Origin of the sequence: Jiangella aurantiaca (genome assembly GCF_004349105.1) — a bacterium.
Lineage (GTDB): Bacteria > Actinomycetota > Actinomycetes > Jiangellales > Jiangellaceae > Jiangella > Jiangella aurantiaca.
In genome coordinates this window covers 21,540-39,942 of sequence record NZ_SMLB01000035.1, presented here as the reverse complement: position 1 = coordinate 39,942, position 18,403 = coordinate 21,540, and the positions used below count along the sequence as shown (strand labels likewise).

Sequence of the window (18,403 nt, the reverse complement as noted above, 5' to 3'; positions counted from 1 at the left end):
GGGACGCGCGCTAGACGGCGACCGGCTGGAAGATCGACTCGATCAGCGGCAGGTCGCCGTTGAACACGGCCGCCGAGCAGTCCCGGCACGCGTACTCCACGCCCATCCCGCCGGGGACCTTGTCGAACTCGGTCTCCGCGTCGCACTCGCCGCACCAGGCCGTGAGGGAGCCGATGAGCAGCTCGGGCGCCGCGACGTTGAGATCTCGTCTTGCCCTCATGTTTCGAGGGTGACACGCGAGCAGGGCGGGGCCCAGGAGGCGCGCCGGGGCGGTGACGAGCCACACTAGGCTTGGAACGGGCACGACGACGAGGTGCCGGCGGACGGAGTGGAACATGCCTGTGCAGACGGTCTGGAAGGGCTCGATCTCGTTCGGGCTGGTGTCGATCCCGGTCCGGCTGGTGTCGGCCACCCAGGAGAAGGACGTCAGCTTCCGGCAGGTGCACGCCGCCGACGGCGGGCGCATCCGGTACAAGCGCGTGTGCGAGGCCGGCGGGCACGAGGTGGCCTACGCCGACATCGCCAAGGGCTATGAGCTGCCCGGCGGCCAGATGGTCGTGCTCACCGACGAGGACTTCGAGGACCTCCCCATCACCTCGTCGCGGGCGGTCGAGGTGCTCGGGTTCGTGCCGTTCTCGCAGATCGATCCCACGTCGCTGAACCGCGCCTACTACGCCGAGCCCACCGGCGACACCAAGCCGTACGCGCTGCTGCGCGACTCGCTGGAGCGGTCCGGCCGGGTCGGCGTCGTCAAGGTGGCGCTGCGCAACAAGGAGCGGCTGGCGGTGCTGCGCTCGTTCGAGGGCGTGCTGATCGTGCAGACCATGCTGTGGCCCGACGAGATCCGCAAGCCCGAGTTCGACTTCCTGGGCGAGGACATCGAGGTCCGCAAGCAGGAGATGGCGATGGCCGAGTCCTACATCGACACCCTGTCCGGCGACTTCGACCCCGACGAGTACCACGACGAGTACCGCGAGGCACTGCTCGAGGTCGTCAACGCGAAGGCCGAAGGCGCCGAGGTGGTCACGCCGCCGGAGGCCGAGCCGGCCGAGGGCAAGGTCGTCGACCTCATGGACGCCCTGCGCCGCAGCGTCGAGGAGGCCAAGCAGAACCGAGCGGCGGGCAAGGCCGAGGAGAAGCCGGCTCCCGCGAAGAAGACGGCGAAGAAGACCGCCGCGAAGCGCAAGTCCGCCTGAGCCACGGCCCGGCCGGCGCCGTCAGTCGCCGCGGTGGGTGATCTCGAACAGCGCTGACGGGCCCAGGTTCCGGCCGCCGGCGGCGTCGACGCGGGACCGCAGCTCCCGGTCCGCCGTCACCGCGACGACGTAGTCCTGCGGCCGATCGGTCACCGCGGCCGCGACGGCCGCCGCGACGGCGTCGTCGCCGCTGCCGGGAGCGTCGATCACCGTGACGCCGTCCAGCGAGGTGATGCCGCGTGCCCGGCCCTCCGTGACCAGCACGATCCGCGGCCACCACTGCGTCGCCGGCAGCCCGAGCGACGTCGCGGGAACCGGCGCCAGCAGGCCCAGTTCGTCGCGGAGCCGGACGGTCGCGCCGGCGCGGTCGCGCCACCAGCCGTCCGGGCGCGAGCCCACCACGTTGGCGGCGTCGACCACCAGCACCAGGTCGGACGGCGCCGCCGCGTGGATGCGCGGCCACAGCGCGCCGAATGCCGGCAGCAGCGGCAGCGACGCGACCTCGTCGAGGGCGATCCAGGTGATGTCCAGGCTCTCCGGGTCGGCGGCCCGGGCGACCACCGGCCGGACGGGGCGCGCGACGATCGTGGTGTAGGACCACGTGCCGTGGTCCTCGACCCAGGCGTGGCTGGGCCGGACGGCGTCGGGCGGGACGGCGGCCTCCTCGGCGGCCTCGCGCAGCGCCGCATCGACGGCCGTCTCCGCCGACGATCGCGCGCCGCCAGGCATGCCCCAGGTGCCGCCGTGGTGGCTCCAGTGCGCCCGGTGCTGCAGCAGCACGCCGCGCTCGTCGTCGACCACCAGCAACCCGGCCGCGCCGAACCGGCCCCAGTGCCGCTGCCCGCAGGCGCAGTCGACCCAGCCGTCGCCGTCGTGCCGGTGGTGGACGAGGGTCAAGACGTGCTCCGCGCCCGCACCCGGCCCGGGATGACGTACCAGAACGTGACGAACCACAGCAGCGCGGTTCCGCTGACGACGATCGCCAGCCAGCGGGCCAGCACGACGTCGAGCGCGAGGAGCAGCCCGCCGCACACGGCGAGCATCAGCAGGAACAGACCACCGGCGGTCATCTTGGAAGCCATCGGGATCATTTTGTCGCGGATCCGCTTCCGGAACACGATCCGGTGGAACGACACGGGCGCGATCAGCAGCGCCATGGACATCGCCGCGACGACGATCGTCACCGCGAACACGTCGTGGGTGAACTCGTCGGAGTCGCGGAACGGCGAAGTGAACGCGATGGTCAGCAGGAAGGCGAACAGGATCTGCACGCCGGTCTGGGCGATCCGCAGTTCCTGGAGCAGCTCGTTCCAGTGCCGGTCGTAGCGGTCGGCCTGGTCCTCGTCCCTCCGGTAGCGCTGCTCGGTCACCGCTCCTCCTCATGGGCCGACGACGTCACGGCGAACCGCGACAGACCCGGATGGTACCCGGACGACGCGGGAACCATCCGCTGGTGGAACGGTCGGTTCCGGTCGTACCCGGGTCGGTAGAGTCCGGCCTGTGGAGAGCCTTGCACACCGACGGCGACTGGGAGCCGAAGGTCCCCACGAGTCGGTCCGGAGCGGAAGGCACGCAGGGATTGCGAGGACGTCGTGCAAGGCCCGACACGTGGGGAACGGCTAGTGGCTGAACAGGACGACCTCGCCGACTACGAGCGCCGGTTCCGGCGCAGCGGGCTGCCGCTGTTCATCGAGGACTACAGCGCGAGCGAGGACATCTTCACGCGCGCGGCGCCGTGGCTCGCGCTGGTGTTCCTGGGCGAGATGCTCGCCGCGACGGAGCTGGAGTGGCCGTTCCTGCTCAACCTGGCGGCGGCGCTCGGCGGGCTGGCCATCCTGATCGTCGCGTTCGGGATGCTCAACCGGGTCCGCGGCCGCGGGTTCATGGAGCTGCCGCGCGAGGTCGGCCGACCCGAGCTGGCCGCGTTCGTGCTGGTGCCGGCGCTGCTGCCGGTGATCTTCGGCGGCCAGTGGCGGCAGTTCTTCGGCATCGTCGTGGGCAATTCGCTGTTCCTGCTGCTGGTGTACCTGGTGGTGGGGTATGGGCTGATCGCCACGGTGTTCTGGGCGCTCAGCCGGATGGCCGACGAGCTGGCGGCGTCGCTGGGCCGGCTGGTCCGGACACTGCCGCTGCTGCTGATCTTCTCGCTGGTGCTGTTCGTCAACGCCGAGATGTGGCAGATGTTCGGCACGATGCCGCGGCCGTTCGTGCTGGTCGTGACGGGGCTGCTGTTCGGCCTCGGCCTGGTGTTCCTGGCCGTGCGGGCGCCGGGGCTGGTGCACCAGCTCGAGGCGGACCTGAACGACGGCGCCCGGCCGCTGACCCGCCGCCAGCGCCTCAACGTCGGCCTGACGCTGGTGGTGAGCCAGGCGCTGCAGGTCTGCGTCGTCGCCGCCGGTGTGGGCGCGTTCTTCATCGCGTTCGGGCTGTTCGCGCTGACCCCGGACGTCGGAGTGGACTGGGCCGGGACCGCCGGCTCCTGGGAGTACCCGTTCACTCTGCTCGGCCACCCCGTCCGGCTGACGGAGACGCTGCTGCGGGTGGCCGGCGGGATGGCGGCGTTCACCGGGCTCTACTACGCCATCTCCATCCTCACCGACTCCACCTACCGCGACGAGTTCATGGTCGGGGTGACCGCCGAGATGCGCGGCATCTTCGCCGCCCGGGCCGAGTACCTGGCGTTGCGTCGCTGACGGGCCTCACTGCTCCGCACCGGCCGACCACACCTCGGTGAGGCGCTGGTCGTCGGCCGGCACGGGGGCGACGGTCCTGGCGATCGCGAGCAGCTCCTCGCCGTCCAGATCGCCGGTCAGCGTGGCGGTGGTCCGCGGCGTCGGCTGCCAGGTGAGCATGGCGACGCCGTCGGCGACCTCGCGTAGGACGCCGGTGCCGCCGGCGACCGCGACTTCGCGGCTGCCGGGTGTGGCGGTTCGCCAGGGGTCGCGGTCCTCGTCGGTGACGGTCAGCTGCAGGCCGTCGGCCACGACGGTGAGGTCCGCGCGGCCGGGCTCGACGTCGACGCCCGCGCCGGTCACGAACCGCTCGGCCCCGGTGGCGACCGACCAGGCGCTCAAGTCGATGCTGTCACCGTCGAGGCGCATGGTGCGCACGAGCTCGATCAGCTCCGCGTCGCTCAGGTCCTCCGACTGGACCTCCCAGGCCAGGCCTCCGGCCTCCCACTCGGCCCGGACGCCGTCGTCGGCGCTGGCGTCCGGGTTCTCGACGAGGACCGGGACGCCGTCGGCGTCGAGGGTGCGGGCGGTGGCCGGATCCACCCGGAGCCAGCTCCCGGCCTCGGAGATCACGGCGCTGCGCTGGACGACGTCGCCGTCGAGCTGCACGACGACGACGCTCCGGTCCGGCTGCGGCTGCGGGCACCGCTCGAACGCGGCGCCGACCTGGCCCAGGACGGAGCTGTTGTCCATGGCGTACGCCTGGTCCGGGTCGGGCGCGGCGTCGGCGGCCCAGAGCAGCCGGACCTCGTCGGGCAGGTCGCCGGGCCCCGCCACCGGCGTGGCCATGCTCCGCGGCTGGGTCGCGTCGAACCGCTCGGACCAGGTGCCGGGGCAGTCCGGGCCGGCGGGTGGGGCGGTCGTGGGCTCCGGCGTGGAGCTCGGGGCGGTGCCCACCGGGGGCGCGGGGGTGACCGTGTCGCCGTCGCCGCCGGTGAGGGCGAGGGCCGAGGAAACCGCGACCAGGACGGCCGCGGCCACCGCGAGGCCTGCGCCGGCCAGCCGGCGGCGGGTGTGCAGCTGCCGGGCACGGTCCTGCAGCTCCTCGATGGGCGCGTACCCGCCGACCGGGACGTCGCGCAGCGCACGGGCCAGCTCGTCGTCGAACGCGGTCATGGGGTCTCCTCCCGGGTGAGTGCGGTCGCGAGCTGCTGCCGCGCCCGGCTCAGCGTGGACGCCACCGTGCCGCGGGTGATGCCCAAGGCGGCGGCGATCTCGGGCTCGGTGAGGTCGAGGACGTACCGCATGGCGACGACCTGGCGGCCACGCTCCGGCAGGGCGGCGACCGCCGCCCACAACGCGTCGTCGCGCGGCTCGGCGGCCGGGGCGTGCCGCTCCGGCTCCGCGGCGAGGCGCTGCAGGTGCCGGCGCTCCAGCCGGGAGCGCCGCCACCGCGACCGGACCTCGTTGAGGGCAACCTTGAGCAGCCAGGTGACCGGCGAGTCCAGCGCCGCACCGGCCGGCCAGCGGGCCAGCGCCCGGGCGAACGCCTCGGCGGTGGCCTCCTCGGCCAGGTCGCGATCGCCGACGGCCACGGTGACGGCACGCAGGACCCGCGGCCGCAGCGCGAGGTACCAGTCGGCGAAGTCCTCGGCCATCGTGCTCACACTGGTAACACGCGCCGGCGGCCGGAACCGTTGAGCCGCGTGGTCAGCCGAGGACGTACGGGCTGTCGAACGTGCCCGGGTCGTCGTCGATCTGACGGGGCGCGGTGGCCAGTTCGCAGTCGCCGCCGACGGAGCACCGGACCAGGGCGGAATCGGACTCGTCGTAGGCGTCGATCACGACGGTGGTGGGCGACTCCCACCGCAGCGCGTGGGTCGCCCGGATCGCGATGCTTGGCCAGCGCTCCCTGGACCAGGTCCTCCGGCGCGTACCGATCGCCGCACAGCGCGTACGCCGTCCGGAGCAGCGCGAGCGACCGGCCCTCCACGAAGCGCCGGAAGTGCTCTTCGTCCTGCGAGTCCACGCTGCCCTCCCTTGCCGCGATCACGCTCTCACAACCGAGGACGCATGGCCGCGGCGATGCACTGCATGGCCGCTTGAATACCACCAATGCAACGTTCGCGCCGCTTCGCTACGTCTCCTGAGTGAGGCGGCAGCACCCGCCCGGATCGGGGGGTCGGCGATGGCGAAGGGGCGCGACGGGCCCGGCTGAGCGCACGGCCCGAACCACGGCCGCCCGAGCGGCCGCGCGGCATGACGCCGCCAGAACTCCCGTCACGGTGCGCGCTGCGGCGGCACCGGCTCCCGGAAGGGCACCACCATGCCCCGGTTCACCCTGCCCGCGTGCGCCCTCGTCCTGGCTCTGGCCGCGTGCGCGGGACCGCGCGACGTCGCCCTGCTCGCGGCACCGTCGCCGCTGGCGGCCGAGCCCGCGCCGCCGGCCGCGGAACCCGCGCGGGAGCTACCGCCGAGCCCGTCGGCCCGCGCCCTGCCGCCGGCACTCACCGAGAACCGGACGGTGCCGGGCTCCGGCTCGCTCGGCGAGTGGCGCGGCAACACGCCGCGGATCAGCGACCCGGACCAGTTCCGGGCGGTCGTCGACGCCGACGGCGTCCTCGTCGTCGGCGACTCCATCGCGCGGGCGACGGCGGACGCGCTGGCCACCCGGCTCGGTGCGGCGTACGGCGTGCCGGTCGCCGTCAACGCGCACCCGGGCCGGCCGACAGCGCCGGCGGCGGACTGGATCGTCGACCACGCCGGGCTGATCCCGGACCGCGGCATCGTCGTGGTGAGCGGCGCGAACGACATCTTCGCGCCGCTGGGCTGGTGGCGGCAGGTCGAGCGGGTGCTGGCCGCCGCCGACGGCCGGCCGGTGTACTGGCTCACCGTCCACGTCGACCGCTGGAGCGGGGACGCCGAGCAGCGCTCGGCGGACCGGCACAACTCAGACTGGATCAACGACCAGCTGCGGGCGCTCGCCGCCGAGCACCCGAACCTCGTCGTCGTCGACTGGGCGGGGACGCTCGCCGAGGACTGGCTGTCCGACGGGGTGCATCCGTCGCCCGCGGGGATCACGGCCTGGTGCGACCTGCTCGAACGCACGCTGGGGCTGGTGCCGTGATGCGCTGGAGCCGGGACGACTGGATCGCGCTCGCGGCGCTGCTGGTGCTGCTGGCGATCTTCGTGCTGCTGGTACGGGACGAGCCGCCGACGTCCTGGCTGGAGCGCGACTTCCGGTGACGGCGTCAGGGCGCGGCGATCGGTGCCAGCGCGCGGACGTCGTCGGGCGAGGCGAGATCCTGGACGGCGACGAAGATGGTGCGGACGCCGCGCGAGAACAGCGACCGGTACCGCTCGGCCGTCTGTTCCACCGTCGTGGCGTGGTGTTTGCGGGCGTAGGCGGCCGCGGTGGCGTTGCCGCGCGCCCGCTCGACCCGCCGCCAGACGTCGTCTCGGTCGCGGCCGACGATCGGCAGGTCGAGAACGGTGACGGCGACGTCGCGGCCCGTGCGGTCGCGGTGCTTCTCGAACACCGCCAGCCGCTCGTCGAGACCGTCGTCGGTGCGCAGGTTGCAGGCGTCGCCGAGCTCGGCGGCGATGCGCAGCGACCGGTTGCCGGACCCGCCGACGACGATCTCCGGCCGGCCGACCGGCCGCGGGTAGGACGTCGTCTCCGGCAGTTGCACCCTGGTGCCGGAGTACGCCTTGGTGCCCGACGCCCACAGCGCGCGCATGATCTCGATGGCGCGCTCCAGCTCGTCCAGCCGCTCCTTCGGTCCGGGGAAGGCCAGCCCGTGCACGTCGTGCTCGCGGCCGAACCAGCCGGCGCCGATGCCGACGAACGCCCGCCCGCCGCTCAGCACGTCGAGCGTGGCGACCGCCTTCGCGATCACCCCGCCCGGCCGGAACGTCACCGGCGTGCACAGCGGGCCGAGCCGCAGCCCGGTGCCGAGACCGGCCAGCATGCCGAGCGTCGTGAACGAATCCGGGATCGGGTCCCACGCGCGCCCGACCTGCGGGATCTGGATCAGGTGGTCCATCAGCGCCAGGCCCGCGAATCCCGCCTCGTCCGCGGCCAGCGCGACCTCCTTCAGCCAGCCGGCCGGGTCGTCGCCCCATGGGAACCGGGAGACCTGCAGGATCACCTGCCGGTCGGTCGCAGCCGGGGTGACGGCGGACACGGGCGTCACGGCGGTGTCGGCGGGCGAGGCGTCGGCGTCGACCGTGACGACGAGGTCCCAGCCCTCGCCGTCCAGCTCGGCCCCGACCTGGCCGGCGCGGCGCAGCTGGCCGGCCAGCGCCGGCGCCGGCACCGGCCGGTCGCGGGCGGCGTTGCGGGCCCGGCACAGCTCGGCGGGCGTGTCGAACAGGACGGCGACGGCGGGCAGCCCGGCGTCGCGGGCGACGGCCAGGTAGCCGCGGCGGCGGTCGGCGTCCAGGCCCAGCGTGTCGACGACGACGGTGAGCCCGCGGCCGGCGCGCGCGGCGACGATGCGGTCGAGCAGCGCGAACGCGTCGTCGGTCGCGTCGAGGTCGTGCCGGCCGCTGCCGACCACGCCGCGCAGGTCGTCGGAGGACACGATCTCCTGCGCCCGGTAGCGGGCCTGCGCCCACACCGACTTGCCCGCGCCGGAGGCGCCGACCAGCACCACCAGTGCCGGGTCCGGGATCGGCGGCTGCGTCGTCACGGGCTCAGGCTAGCCGCCGGCCCCGCCGCGATGAACACCGTCAGCCGGCCGCCCGCCGGGCAGGTCCGCGAGGCCGCACGTCGGGACGGCGATCCAGCCCTCGACGCGGGCCTTCTCGATCTGGTCGCCGGCCGGCACGGTCACCAGGCCGAGTGCGGCCGCGCGGGCGCTCAGGGCGGCGACGACGGCGTCGAGCGCGTGGTCGGAGCGACGGCAGACGTCGTCGTACGGGCCGAGGTCCAGCCAGGGCGCGGCGTCGCGCAGGGCCGTCACCAGGTCGTCGCGCGCCGTCCGGTTCGGGCCGCCCTTGTAGCCGCGGTGGCGCAGGCCCCAGACCTTCAGCGACGCGGCGGGATACACCTCTACGACGGCGCCGGTACCCGCGCGGTGGACGTCGAGTCCGCGCCGGCTGAGCTGGGCGAGCAGCCAGGCGCAGCGGAGGGCCGCGTGCCCGATCCGGTCGGCGGCGACGCTGAGCGGGATGAGCCCGGTGTCGCTCCGGACGACCTCGTCGGTCGTGCGGTTGGCCAGCTCGCGCCGCCAGTCGCGCCCCACGAGGGTCGGGTGGCCCGACACGTGCCCGTCGCGGTGCCCGGACACGAACTCGACGAACGGCAGCGGCCAGCCGAACGGGCAGTCGATGCCGCTCTTCGCCGCTCCCGCGACCGCCTCGATGACGACGTCGTCGCCGGCCCGCTCAGCCAGCCCGGTCACGACGACGCCGCCGCCGGCCCACTCCACCGTCGCGACGGCGGTTCCGGCCGGTTCTGCGCTCAGGTCGACGCCGACGGTGCGCATGTCTCGTCCGCAGTGCCGCACGCGGCGAGGCCGGACTCGGCCGAGCGATCCGCGGTCACGAGCGGACTCTAGCCGCAATCCACCCGGCCCGCGCGGGCGTCTCGTTGGCTGGGGTTGACCATCCCCTGGGCTGGGCTGGTCGTCGCTCAGCGGGCGGAATGTCCGATTCTGGGCGGCGGTGAGCCTTGCCGAGGCGGGCGCCGGCGCGAGGCGCGGCGCGTCCTGCGGCCCTCACGATTGGTCGAGCAGGCCGTGCTCGTGGGCGAAGACGACGATCTGGACGCGGTCGCGCAGCGCCAGCTTGCGGAGGATAGCGCCCACGTGCGTCTTCACGGTCGACTCGCTGGCGAACACCAGGCCGGCGATCTCGGTGTTGGACAGGCCGCGCGCCACGGCGGTGAACACCTCGCGCTCCTTGTCCGTCAGCGACAAGTACGCCGCCGGCGCGGGGGAGCGGGACCGGAACTGCCCGTCCAGGAGCGTCGCGAGGTCCTGCGGCGCCAGCACCGCGTTGCCCGCGTACACCGTCCGGATCGCGTCGCGCAGCTGCAGTGGCGTGGTGTCCTTGAGCAGGAACCCGCTGGCGCCGTACCGGATCGCCGTCGCCGCGCGGTCGCCGAGGTTGAACGTCGTCAGGACGACGACGCGCACCGGCCGCTCCCGCCGCGCGACCCGGTCGGGCAGGAAGATCTGCCGGGTCGCCTCGACGCCGTCCATGTCGGGCATCCGGATGTCCATGAGGACGACGTCAGGTGCGAGCTGGTCGACCAGGCGGATCGCCTCGAGCCCGTCGCCGGCCGAGCCGACCACCGTCATGCCGTCCTGGGCGTCGACGATGACCCGGACGCCCTCGCGGAACAGCTCCTGGTCGTCGACCAGGAGCACCCGGATGTCACCGGTCATGCGCCGCTCGCCCGGACGGGCACCCACGCCGTCGCCGTGAAGGTCGTGCCGCCCTCCTCGTCGCGGCGGCGGACGTCGAGGCGGCCGCCGACGGACTCCAGGCGGCGTCGCATGCCGTCCAGCCCGGCGCCGCCGCCCCCTGACGCCGGCGCGAACGGCGACGGCGCGACGACGTTGCGGACCTCGATGCGCAGCTCGCCCTCCCAGTGCTGTTCGACGTACACCGGCGAGTCGCGGCGGCCGTGCTTGATCGCGTTGGTCAGCATCTCCTGCAGCACCCGGAACGCGACCACGTCGAGCTCCGGCGGCAGCGGCCGTGGCGTCCCGATCTCGGTCGACACCACCTCGTGCCCGCTCGCGCGGATGCCGTCGATCAGGGTGCCGAGTCCGCCCGGCTGCGCCGCCGGCTGCCGGGTGTCGGCCAGCACCTGCCGGACATCGCGCAGCGAGGTCCGCGCCGACGTCGCGATCTTCGCCATCGTCTCCTTCAGCGCCTTCGGGTCGGTGTCGTCGAGGTACTGGGCGGACTCGGCCTGGGCCAGGATCACCGCCAGCGAGTGCCCGACCACATCATGCACGTCGTTGGCCAGCCGGGCCTGCTCCTCGCGTAACCGGGCGATCTCGCGGGCCTGCTCGGTCTCGCGGACGGCGCGCGCGGCGTCCTCCTCGGCCGCCTCCTGCGACGCCTTCGAGACCCGGGCGCGGTCGCCGAACCGCAGCGCCAACCCGGCCAGCCACGGCGCGCCGAGCGCCGCCATCCCGATGATGGCCCCGGTGAGCTGCCATGTCGTGCTGAGCTCGCGGACGGTGTCGACGAGGCTCTCGTTGCCGGCGAGGTCGGCCAGCCCACCCAGGCCGCGGGAGTTCACGAAGACGGTGACGATCATCGCGGCGACCGGGATGGACAGCGCGCTCAGCCACACCGTCGCGGCGCTGCCCCAGCGAGCCGTGCCGAACGCCACCGCGGCGATGGTCAGCTGCACGAGCATGAGGTCGATGCCGAGGAGCACTTGCAGCCCGCACACCGCCCACACCAGGCCGAGTGCGGCGGCCGGCAACCGGCGGCTGAGCCCGACCGCGACGGCGGTCCCGATCGCGACGAACACCAGCTCGATCCGCGACGTCGGCAGAACCCACGCCGTCGCCGCCTCGTACAGCCCGAGGAAGGCCACGATCGTCGCCGCGGCGATGTCGGGGACCCACGCCCGCCAGTCCGTCGTCATGTGGTCGGGCCTCCGGCGAGATACACGAGCGCGTGTCCCTGTAATGGAACCACGCCGAGCACCTCGAGGCCGGTCAGTGCGGCGACGACGGCGGCGCGAGGCGGCCGGCTCATCCGAGGACGTCGCGGACGAGCACGTCGAGCAGCTCCGCGTACGAGACGCCCGCCGAGGCGAACATCTTCGGCACCTGCGACTGCTCGGTGAACCCCGGCATCGTGTTGACCTCGTTGAGCACCGGCCCGTCCGCCGTCAGGAAGAAGTCGACGCGGGCGACGCCCGCGCAGCCGAGCGCGTCGAACATCGCGACGGCGGCCTCCTCCAGCTCCTTGCGCTCGGCGTCGGCGAGCTCGGCCGGGACGCGGAAGTCGGCGCCGCCGCCGTACTTCGTCGCGAAGTCGAACAGCCCGTCGACGACGATCTCCAGCGCTGGCGCGACCGTGCGCGACCCGTCCGGGCGGCCCAGGACGGCGACGTCGATCTCGCGGCCGGTGACGACGTCCTCGACGAGCACGCGGCGGTCCAGCGCGAACGCGGCGTCCAGGGCGGGGGCGAGCCCGGGCGCGGACGCGACCAGCGACACGCCCTGGCTCGACCCCGCGGCAACCGGCTTGACGACGACCGGACGGGTCCAGCGGTAGCCGGGCGCTGTCGACGGGGTCAGCAGCACGCCGGGCGCCGTGGCGATCGCGAGGTCGGCCGCGACCAGCTTCGTCGCCCACTTGTCCATCGCCAAGGCGCCGGCCAGCACGCCGGACCCCACGTACGCGACGCCGGCCAGCTCGCACAGCGCGGCGAGCGTGCCGTCCTCACCGCGCGGCCCGTGCAGCACTGGGACGGCGACGTCGCAGGTCCGCAGGACGTGGATCGCGTCGGCGAGGTCGACGGGACAGCCGTCGACGCCGTGCCGCCAGCTGCCGTCGCGATCGATGGTCAGGCGGACGACGGCGTACCCGGCGTCCTCCAGCGCGCCGGCGACCGCGGCCGCCGAGGCCAGCGACACGTCGTGCTCGCAGTTCTGGCCGCCGCCGATGACCGCGACCCAGGCGGCGGACGTCGCCGCGCGGCCGGTCATCGGACGCTCCAGAGTTCCGTCGCGGCGGTCCGGCATCGGCGCGCCACCCGCGCGCCGATGCCGGTGACGATCTCGTGCTCGATCGTCCCGGCCCAGGTCGCCCACTCGGCGGCCGTCGGTTCGCCGTCGTCGCCGGGACCGAACACCGTCGCGACCTCGCCGGGCTCGACCGGGTCGTCGTCGCCGAGGTCGACGACCGCCTGGTCCATCGACAGCAGCCCGACGATCGGGCGGCGCCGGCCGCGGACCTGCACCTCCGCCCGTCCGGACGCGGCCCGCGGCAGGCCGTCGGCGTAGCCGAGCGGCAGCAGCCCCAGGTGCGTCGCGGCGGGCGCGGTCCAGGTGTGCCCGTAGGCGACCGGCGTGCCGGCCCGGACCCGGCGGACCGAGACCACCGGCGCCGTCAGCGTCAGCGCGGGCCGCAGCCGCACCGTCCGCGACGGGTCGATGCCGAACAGCCCGGCGCCGATCCGGACCAGCGTATGGTGCGTGCGCGGGTCGGTGAGGGTCGCGGCGGTCGCCGCGAGGTGCCGGTGCGCCGGCCGCAGCCCCAGCGAGCGGGCGACCTCGAGGCCCCAGGCGAACCGAGTCCGGCCGATCGCGTTGGACCGGTCGGCGGGGACGTCCGCGCAGGCAAGATGGCCCATGACGCCGTCGACCCGGAGCTGCCCGCGCTGCTCGGCCAGCCGGGCGGCGCGGCACAGCTGCGCCCACTCGGCCGGCGGCGCGCCGTCGCGGGCCATGCCGGTGTCGAGGTGCAGGTGCACGCGGGCCGGCCCGGTGCCCGGCGCCGCCGCGACGACGGCGTCCAGGTGCGGGCGGCTGGCGACGGCGAGGTCGACGCCGGCGGCGACGGCCGCGCCGAAGTCCGCGTCGACGGGGTTCAGCCAGCTCAGGATCGGAGCGCCGATCCTGGCCGCTCGAAGTTCCAGAGCCTCGTCGACGCTGGTGACGCCGAGCCGGGTCGCGCCCGCGGCGAGCGCCGTCCGGGCGACGTCGGCGGCGCCGTGCCCGAACCCGTCCGCCTTGACGACCGCCATCAGCGCCGCGCCGGGAGCGCGGGTGGCGATCGTGCGGGTGTTGGCGGCGACGGCGGTGAGGTCGGCGGTGAGTGTGGGCCGGCTGGTCACGACGGCGGCTGCTTGCGAGCGCGTGGCGACGGCTGCGTTCATGACATTGGTCGGGCGGCTCATGCCGCCACCAGGTGGGCGCCGATCGGGCCGTACAGGGCGGCCGGCGCGCCGACCGTCAGGGCCCAGTAGCGGTCGCCGTAGCTCCAGTGCCACCACTCGGTCGGGTAGTTGACCAGCCCGACGGACGTCAGCACGTCGGCCAGTAGCGCCCGGTGGACGCGGGCGGTGGCCGAGATGTTGCGCGCGGCGAAGTAGCAGGCGCCGTCGCTCTGCTCCGGCGTGGCGTCGATCGGCGTGCCGAGGTCCAGCTCCCGCCCGTCGCCGTCGACCAGCGTGAGGTCGACCGCGGCGCCGGCCACGTGCGGCGCGACCGCGACCGGTGCGACGAACCGGCTCGTGAGGCGGTCCAGCTCGGCGGGGTCGCGGTCGACGCCGGGGTGGACGGCGGACAGCTCGGCGGCGTAGCTGGCGATGATGGCGCGCTGGTCGGCGACGCTGCGGTGTCCCTCGACCACCCGCAGCTCGATACCGGCGGGAAGGCGGTCGCGGGCCAGCAGCAGCCGCTGGGCGAGCGAGACCCGCACCCGTGCGCGGGCCGGGCCGAAGGGGGCGGTGAGCTCGACCAGCGGCTCGCCCTCGTCCTCGACGGGGATCGCTGCGACTCGCGGGTCGGACAGGAGGATCGTCATGTCCAGCACGCTAGGAATCGGGGCGGGTGGCGGGCCTCCACCTGAGGTGCCGGATCGCTGTCCCCGAGGACGAGATCCCGGACCCCGAGGTCCCGGCGGTACGCTGCGGCGCAGTGACACCGCGGGGGAGGCAGGCGGTGTGCAGGACATCCAGGCGAGCAGCCGGCAGCTGGTGGAGCAGACCGACGATCTGGCCGGCCCGCTGCTGGCCGCCCTCGACGCGCCGCACGAGTGATCCGGCGGGACGTTCAGCGGACGGTCACCTTCCGTCGTACTGCTCGTCAACCCGCACGGGAAGCGTGTGCGCATGGATGTCTCCCCCCAGCGTCCCCTGTCCCGGCGTCTCTTCGTCACCGGCCTCGGCGCGGCCGCCGCCGCGGCCGCTACCGTCCCGTCCCTCATCCGCGTCGACGGCGCATACGCCGCGGCGCCCGGTACCGGCGGCACGCTGCCGGACGGTGTCTTCTCACTCGGCGTCGCCTCAGGCGACCCGCTGCCCAGCGGCGTCGTCCTGTGGACCCGGCTCGCGCCGGACCCGCTCGACGGCGGCGGCATGCCGGACCGCCCGTACCCCGTCGAATGGGAGGTCGCCGAGGACGACACCTTTGCCCGGGTCGTCCGCCGCGGCCGGACCGTCGCGCTCCCGCAGCACGGCCACAGCGTCCACGCAGAGGTCGACGGCCTGCGGCCGGGCGCGGAGTACGTCTACCGCTTCCGCGCCGGCGGCCAGCTCTCGCCGATCGGCCGCACCAAGACGGCGCCCGCGGGCTCCGTCGTCGCCGTCCGGTTCGCGTTCGCCAGCTGCCAGAACTGGCAGGACGGCTACTTCACCGCCTATCACCACTTGGCCGGTGAGAACCTGGACTTCGTCGCGTTCCTCGGCGACTACATCTACGAGTCGGTGCCGCGCACGACCACTGTCCGCACCCATGAGGGCACCGGCGAGCCGATGACGCTGGTGGAGTACCGCAACCGGCACGCCCAGTACCGGTCCGACCCGAACCTGCAGGCGGCGCACGCGAGCTTCCCGTGGATCGTCACCTGGGACGACCACGAGGTCGACAACAACTGGGCCGACGAGATCCCGCAGGATCCCGACCTGCAGACGCCCGAGGCGTTCCGGGCCCGGCGGCAGGCCGCGTTCCAGGCCTACTACGAGCACATGCCGCTGCGCAGCGGCTCCCGGCCGCGCGGTCTCGACCTGCAGCTGTACCGCCGGCTGCGGTTCGGCGACCTCGTCGACCTGCACGTCCTCGACACCCGGCAGTTTCGCTCGGACCAGCCGTCGACGCTGGAGCAGGCCGAGACCGCACCGCTGACGATGACCGGCGAGGAGCAGGAGCGCTGGCTGGTCGACGGCCTCACCGACCGCGGGACGCGCTGGAACCTGCTGGCCAACCAGGTGATGTGGGCGCAGAACGACCGCACCGCCGGCGAGGTCGACACGTTCGACCTCGACAACTGGGACGGCTACCGCGTGCAGCGCCGCCGGTTGCTGGAGGTGTTCGGCAGCGACGCGGTGAACAACCCGGTCGTGCTGACGGGGGACCGGCACTGCACCTGGGTCGCCGACCTCCACCCCGACTTCGACGACCCGTCGTCGCCGGTCGTGGGCGCGGAGATCACCGGCACCTCGATCTCGTCCGGCGGCAACTCCGACCCGGTCGCGTTCCAGAACACCTACCGGCCGATCGCCGAGGAGAGCCCGCACTGGAAGTACTTCGACAACCAGCGCGGCTACGTCGTCTGCGACGTGACGCCGGAGCGGATGCTCAGCTCCTTGCGGCTGGTCGACACCGTCTGGCAGCCGGACGGCGCGACGGTGCGGACGGCGGCGGAGTTCCTGGTCGAGGCCGGCCGGCCCGGCGTCACCGTCGAGTTCCAGGAGCCGCGGACGGCGCAGCTGCGGGCGCAGGCCGAGCGCGACGCCGGTCCCGTCTACGAGGTCGACGACGTCGACGAGACGGCGGACCTGCAGCGCTGACCCCGCTCCAAGGCCGGGTCCGGCGCCGCGCACTCCGGGCGGATGCGCGGCGCCGGACCCCCGTCAGTCGCGCCCGGCGACCGTGGCGACGTCGACCTCGTTGCCCTCGGCGTCGGCGAGCGTCCACCAGGTGGGTGACTTGTCGCGGATCAGCGTGCCGCCGGCGGCCAGCGCCGCCGCGACGCGCTCCTCGGCGAGCTCCGGCGGCACCCAGACGTCGACGTGGATGCGGTTGCGCTGCGGGCGGGGCGCGTCCATGTCCTGGAACCAGATCGACGCGCCGCGCCAGCGCGGGTCGACGAGGTCCTCGTCGGGGTTGTCGGCGCGCCGCTCGTAGCCGAGCACAGCCGCCCAGAACGGCATCACGTCCGCGCTGACCAGCGCGTCGATGGTCAGCTGGACCGTCTGGACCAGGGCCGGCTCGGCGGCGAGCCCCTGCTCGCGGGCGACCGCGGAGATCCGCCGCGCCAGATCGAGGTCGCGGTCGGTGAGGCCCGTGTAATGGTCGGTGACGGTGATCAGCCGGACGGTGACGGTGTCACGCTGCAGGTCGACGTCGGGATGGTGCGGCCCGGCGTCGGGGACGGCCGCGGCGAGGGCCTGGGCGAGCCGGGCGCCGTCGGCGAAGGAGCCGGTGCGGAAGACCGCGCAGGCGCCGTCGCCGACGACCCGCCAGTCCTGGGTGGTCTCGTCCTCGTGGAACGCGCGTGCGGTGATGGGTGTGGCCATGTCACTCTCCGGTACTGCCGTCGACGGATTCGCGGAGGAGGTCGGCGTGGCCGTTGTGCCGCGCGTACTCCTCGATCATGTGGGTGAGGATCCAGCGCACGCTGGGGGCACGGCCGTCGGGCCAGGTGCGCTTCGCCGGCTGGTCGAGGCCGCCGTACGTGAGCGCTTCGGCGAGGTTCGTCCGGGACCGCGCGACCGCCTCCTCCCAGAGCGCGAACAGGTGCTCCGGCGTGTCGTCGGTGGCGGAGTGCCAGTCCCAGTCGTTGTCGGCGGCCCAGTCGACGTCGTTCCATGGGGCGCTGCGCTCGCGGTCGAACAGACTGCGGGTGAACCAGTCGTCCTCGACGAAGGCGAGGTGCTTGAGCAGCCCGCCGAGCGTCATCGTGGACGCGCCGACGGTGGCGTTCAGCCCCGCGCTGTCGAGGCCGCGGCACTTCCACGCCAGCGTCGCGCGCTGGTAGTCGAGGAAGCCGGTCAGCGTCGCGAGCTCGTCGCCGTCGACCGGCGGCTCCGGCCGGCCGTGCTCGTCGGTGACCGTCATCGCGCCGCGGCGTCGTTGATGGCCCGGCCGAGGTTCTCGGGCCGGCTGAACTGCGGCCAGTGCCCGGTCGGCAGGTCGACGTACTCGACGTCGCGGAGCCTGGTGAACTCCTGCACGGGCGGCTCGCCGGCGTCGATCCAGGCGCGCAGCTGGCCGGCGGAGAACTCCGGGCAGATGACGGTGGCCGGGACGTCGTAACGGCGGTCGTCGGTGAGCCGGACCGGGTCGGTGGTGACCTGCTCGGGCGACGGGATCGCCCGGGAGCGGAAGTCGGCGCGGGCGGCGTCGTCGAGGTCCTTCAGGTCGTCCTCGCCGATGTCCTCCCAGCTGGGCAGCGGGATCTCGCCGTTCTCGGCGGCGAACGCGCCGAGCGGCTCGCCGTCCTTCGCCGGGAACCCGCCGATGTAGACGGTGCGGGCGACGCGGTCCGGCCGCGCGTCGGCGGCGGCGTAGGCCAGCGCCGAGCCGAGCGAGTGCCCGACCACCAGCACCTTGCCCTCGTCCTCCGGTACCGCGTCGATCGCCGCCACGACCGCGTCGACGTGGTCCTGCAGCGTGACGGCCGAGCGGTCGGCGTCCTTGGACTCCATGCCGGGGAGAGTGAGCGGGTGCGTCGTGTGCCCGGCCTGCTCGAGGATGGGGACCACCTGGTCCCACGACGAGCCGTCGAGCCAGAGCCCGGGGATCAGAACGATGTGCATGGTCGGTCGCCTCTCGGGTGTGGCCTGTATGATCCAGAAGTGCGGATCAATCCAAACTAGTGGAACGG

General features: G+C 74.0%; 20 protein-coding genes. 4 read left to right on the top strand and 16 right to left on the bottom strand.

Features of this window, described 5'->3' with window-relative positions; all coding sequences use genetic code 11:
- Positions 1-10: 10 nt before the first annotated feature.
- A complete protein-coding gene (locus E1262_RS21085) occupies positions 11-220 on the bottom strand; it encodes a hypothetical protein (protein ID WP_132105230.1) in 210 nt (69 codons plus the stop codon).
- Between the two features lie 121 nt (positions 221-341).
- Between E1262_RS21085 and ku the strand changes: the two genes are divergently transcribed.
- Entirely contained in the window at positions 342-1,196 is an 855-nt protein-coding gene (gene ku, locus E1262_RS21080; RefSeq protein ID WP_132105268.1) for a non-homologous end joining protein Ku, read from the top strand.
- 21 nt (positions 1,197-1,217) lie between these two features.
- Here the strand turns inward: ku and E1262_RS21075 are convergent, their stop codons facing one another.
- Together E1262_RS21075 and E1262_RS21070 are read right to left on the bottom strand one after the other, a co-directional pair.
- Entirely contained in the window at positions 1,218-2,093 is an 876-nt protein-coding gene (locus E1262_RS21075) for an NUDIX domain-containing protein (RefSeq protein WP_132105228.1), read from the bottom strand.
- Positions 2,090-2,566, bottom strand: coding sequence for a DUF6328 family protein (locus E1262_RS21070; protein WP_132105226.1), 477 nt, complete (start codon positions 2,564-2,566; stop codon positions 2,090-2,092). Before E1262_RS21070 ends, E1262_RS21075 begins: the two co-directional genes overlap by 4 nt.
- Positions 2,567-2,818: 252 nt before the next feature.
- Between E1262_RS21070 and E1262_RS21065 the strand changes: the two genes are divergently transcribed.
- On the top strand, positions 2,819-3,889 hold the full coding sequence (locus tag E1262_RS21065; RefSeq protein WP_132105224.1) for a hypothetical protein: 1,071 nt from the start codon (positions 2,819-2,821) through the stop codon (positions 3,887-3,889).
- A gap of 6 nt (positions 3,890-3,895) precedes the next feature.
- Here the strand turns inward: E1262_RS21065 and E1262_RS21060 are convergent, their stop codons facing one another.
- The 3 genes from E1262_RS21060 to E1262_RS31785 are packed head-to-tail and all read right to left on the bottom strand — an operon-like array spanning position 3,896 to position 5,713.
- Positions 3,896-5,044 (bottom strand): hypothetical protein, encoded by a 1,149-nt coding sequence (locus E1262_RS21060; RefSeq protein ID WP_132105222.1) that lies wholly within the window; start codon positions 5,042-5,044, stop codon positions 3,896-3,898.
- Positions 5,041-5,526 carry an RNA polymerase sigma factor gene (locus tag E1262_RS21055; protein ID WP_132105220.1) on the bottom strand — a complete coding sequence of 162 codons (486 nt, stop codon included), beginning with the start codon at positions 5,524-5,526 and terminating at the stop codon, positions 5,041-5,043. Before E1262_RS21055 ends, E1262_RS21060 begins: the two co-directional genes overlap by 4 nt.
- A 52-nt stretch (positions 5,527-5,578) precedes the next feature.
- Positions 5,579-5,713, bottom strand: a complete 135-nt coding sequence (locus E1262_RS31785; RefSeq protein WP_275261795.1) for a hypothetical protein — start codon at positions 5,711-5,713, stop codon at positions 5,579-5,581.
- A 481-nt stretch (positions 5,714-6,194) separates the two neighbouring features.
- Here E1262_RS31785 and E1262_RS21045 point away from each other — a divergent pair, with 481 nt between their 5' ends.
- The gene (locus E1262_RS21045) at positions 6,195-6,995 is read left to right on the top strand and encodes a GDSL-type esterase/lipase family protein (protein ID WP_132105218.1); all 801 of its coding nucleotides are present in this window, start codon (positions 6,195-6,197) and stop codon (positions 6,993-6,995) included.
- Positions 6,996-7,119: 124 nt separating this feature from the next.
- Here the strand turns inward: E1262_RS21045 and E1262_RS21040 are convergent, their stop codons facing one another.
- The 7 genes from E1262_RS21040 to E1262_RS21010 all read right to left on the bottom strand — a co-directional run bounded on the left by E1262_RS21040 (position 7,120) and on the right by E1262_RS21010 (position 14,380).
- Positions 7,120-8,562, bottom strand: coding sequence for an LLM class flavin-dependent oxidoreductase (locus tag E1262_RS21040; protein WP_132105216.1), 1,443 nt, complete (start codon positions 8,560-8,562; stop codon positions 7,120-7,122).
- A 9-nt stretch (positions 8,563-8,571) separates the two neighbouring features.
- A complete protein-coding gene (locus E1262_RS21035; protein WP_132105214.1) occupies positions 8,572-9,360 on the bottom strand; it encodes a DUF429 domain-containing protein in 789 nt (262 codons plus the stop codon).
- A 231-nt stretch (positions 9,361-9,591) separates the two neighbouring features.
- Positions 9,592-10,263, bottom strand: coding sequence for a response regulator (locus E1262_RS21030; protein WP_132105212.1), 672 nt, complete (start codon positions 10,261-10,263; stop codon positions 9,592-9,594).
- Positions 10,260-11,486, bottom strand: coding sequence for a sensor histidine kinase (locus E1262_RS21025; RefSeq protein WP_132105210.1), 1,227 nt, complete (start codon positions 11,484-11,486; stop codon positions 10,260-10,262). Before E1262_RS21025 ends, E1262_RS21030 begins: the two co-directional genes overlap by 4 nt.
- Before the next feature lie 109 nt (positions 11,487-11,595).
- Positions 11,596-12,558, bottom strand: coding sequence for a D-alanine--D-alanine ligase family protein (locus tag E1262_RS21020; protein WP_203454125.1), 963 nt, complete (start codon positions 12,556-12,558; stop codon positions 11,596-11,598).
- A complete protein-coding gene (gene alr / locus E1262_RS21015; RefSeq protein ID WP_132105266.1) occupies positions 12,555-13,730 on the bottom strand; it encodes an alanine racemase in 1,176 nt (391 codons plus the stop codon). Before alr ends, E1262_RS21020 begins: the two co-directional genes overlap by 4 nt.
- Before the next feature lie 17 nt (positions 13,731-13,747).
- Positions 13,748-14,380 carry a M15 family metallopeptidase gene (locus E1262_RS21010; RefSeq protein ID WP_132105206.1) on the bottom strand — a complete coding sequence of 211 codons (633 nt, stop codon included), beginning with the start codon at positions 14,378-14,380 and terminating at the stop codon, positions 13,748-13,750.
- A gap of 307 nt (positions 14,381-14,687) precedes the next feature.
- On the opposite strand from E1262_RS21010, the gene E1262_RS21005 reads away from it, so the two are divergent.
- Positions 14,688-16,364 carry an alkaline phosphatase D family protein gene (locus E1262_RS21005; RefSeq protein WP_132105204.1) on the top strand — a complete coding sequence of 559 codons (1,677 nt, stop codon included), beginning with the start codon at positions 14,688-14,690 and terminating at the stop codon, positions 16,362-16,364.
- A gap of 63 nt (positions 16,365-16,427) precedes the next feature.
- On the opposite strand, the gene E1262_RS21000 is transcribed toward E1262_RS21005, so the two are convergent.
- From E1262_RS21000 to E1262_RS20990, 3 genes are read right to left on the bottom strand one after another with little or no spacing between them, the layout of a single operon-like run.
- Positions 16,428-17,093 carry a VOC family protein gene (locus E1262_RS21000; protein WP_132105202.1) on the bottom strand — a complete coding sequence of 222 codons (666 nt, stop codon included), beginning with the start codon at positions 17,091-17,093 and terminating at the stop codon, positions 16,428-16,430.
- A gap of 1 nt (position 17,094) precedes the next feature.
- Positions 17,095-17,634, bottom strand: a complete 540-nt coding sequence (locus tag E1262_RS20995) for a DinB family protein (RefSeq protein WP_132105200.1) — start codon at positions 17,632-17,634, stop codon at positions 17,095-17,097.
- On the bottom strand, positions 17,631-18,335 hold the full coding sequence (locus E1262_RS20990; protein WP_132105198.1) for an alpha/beta fold hydrolase: 705 nt from the start codon (positions 18,333-18,335) through the stop codon (positions 17,631-17,633). Before E1262_RS20990 ends, E1262_RS20995 begins: the two co-directional genes overlap by 4 nt.
- Positions 18,336-18,403: the final 68 nt, after the last annotated feature.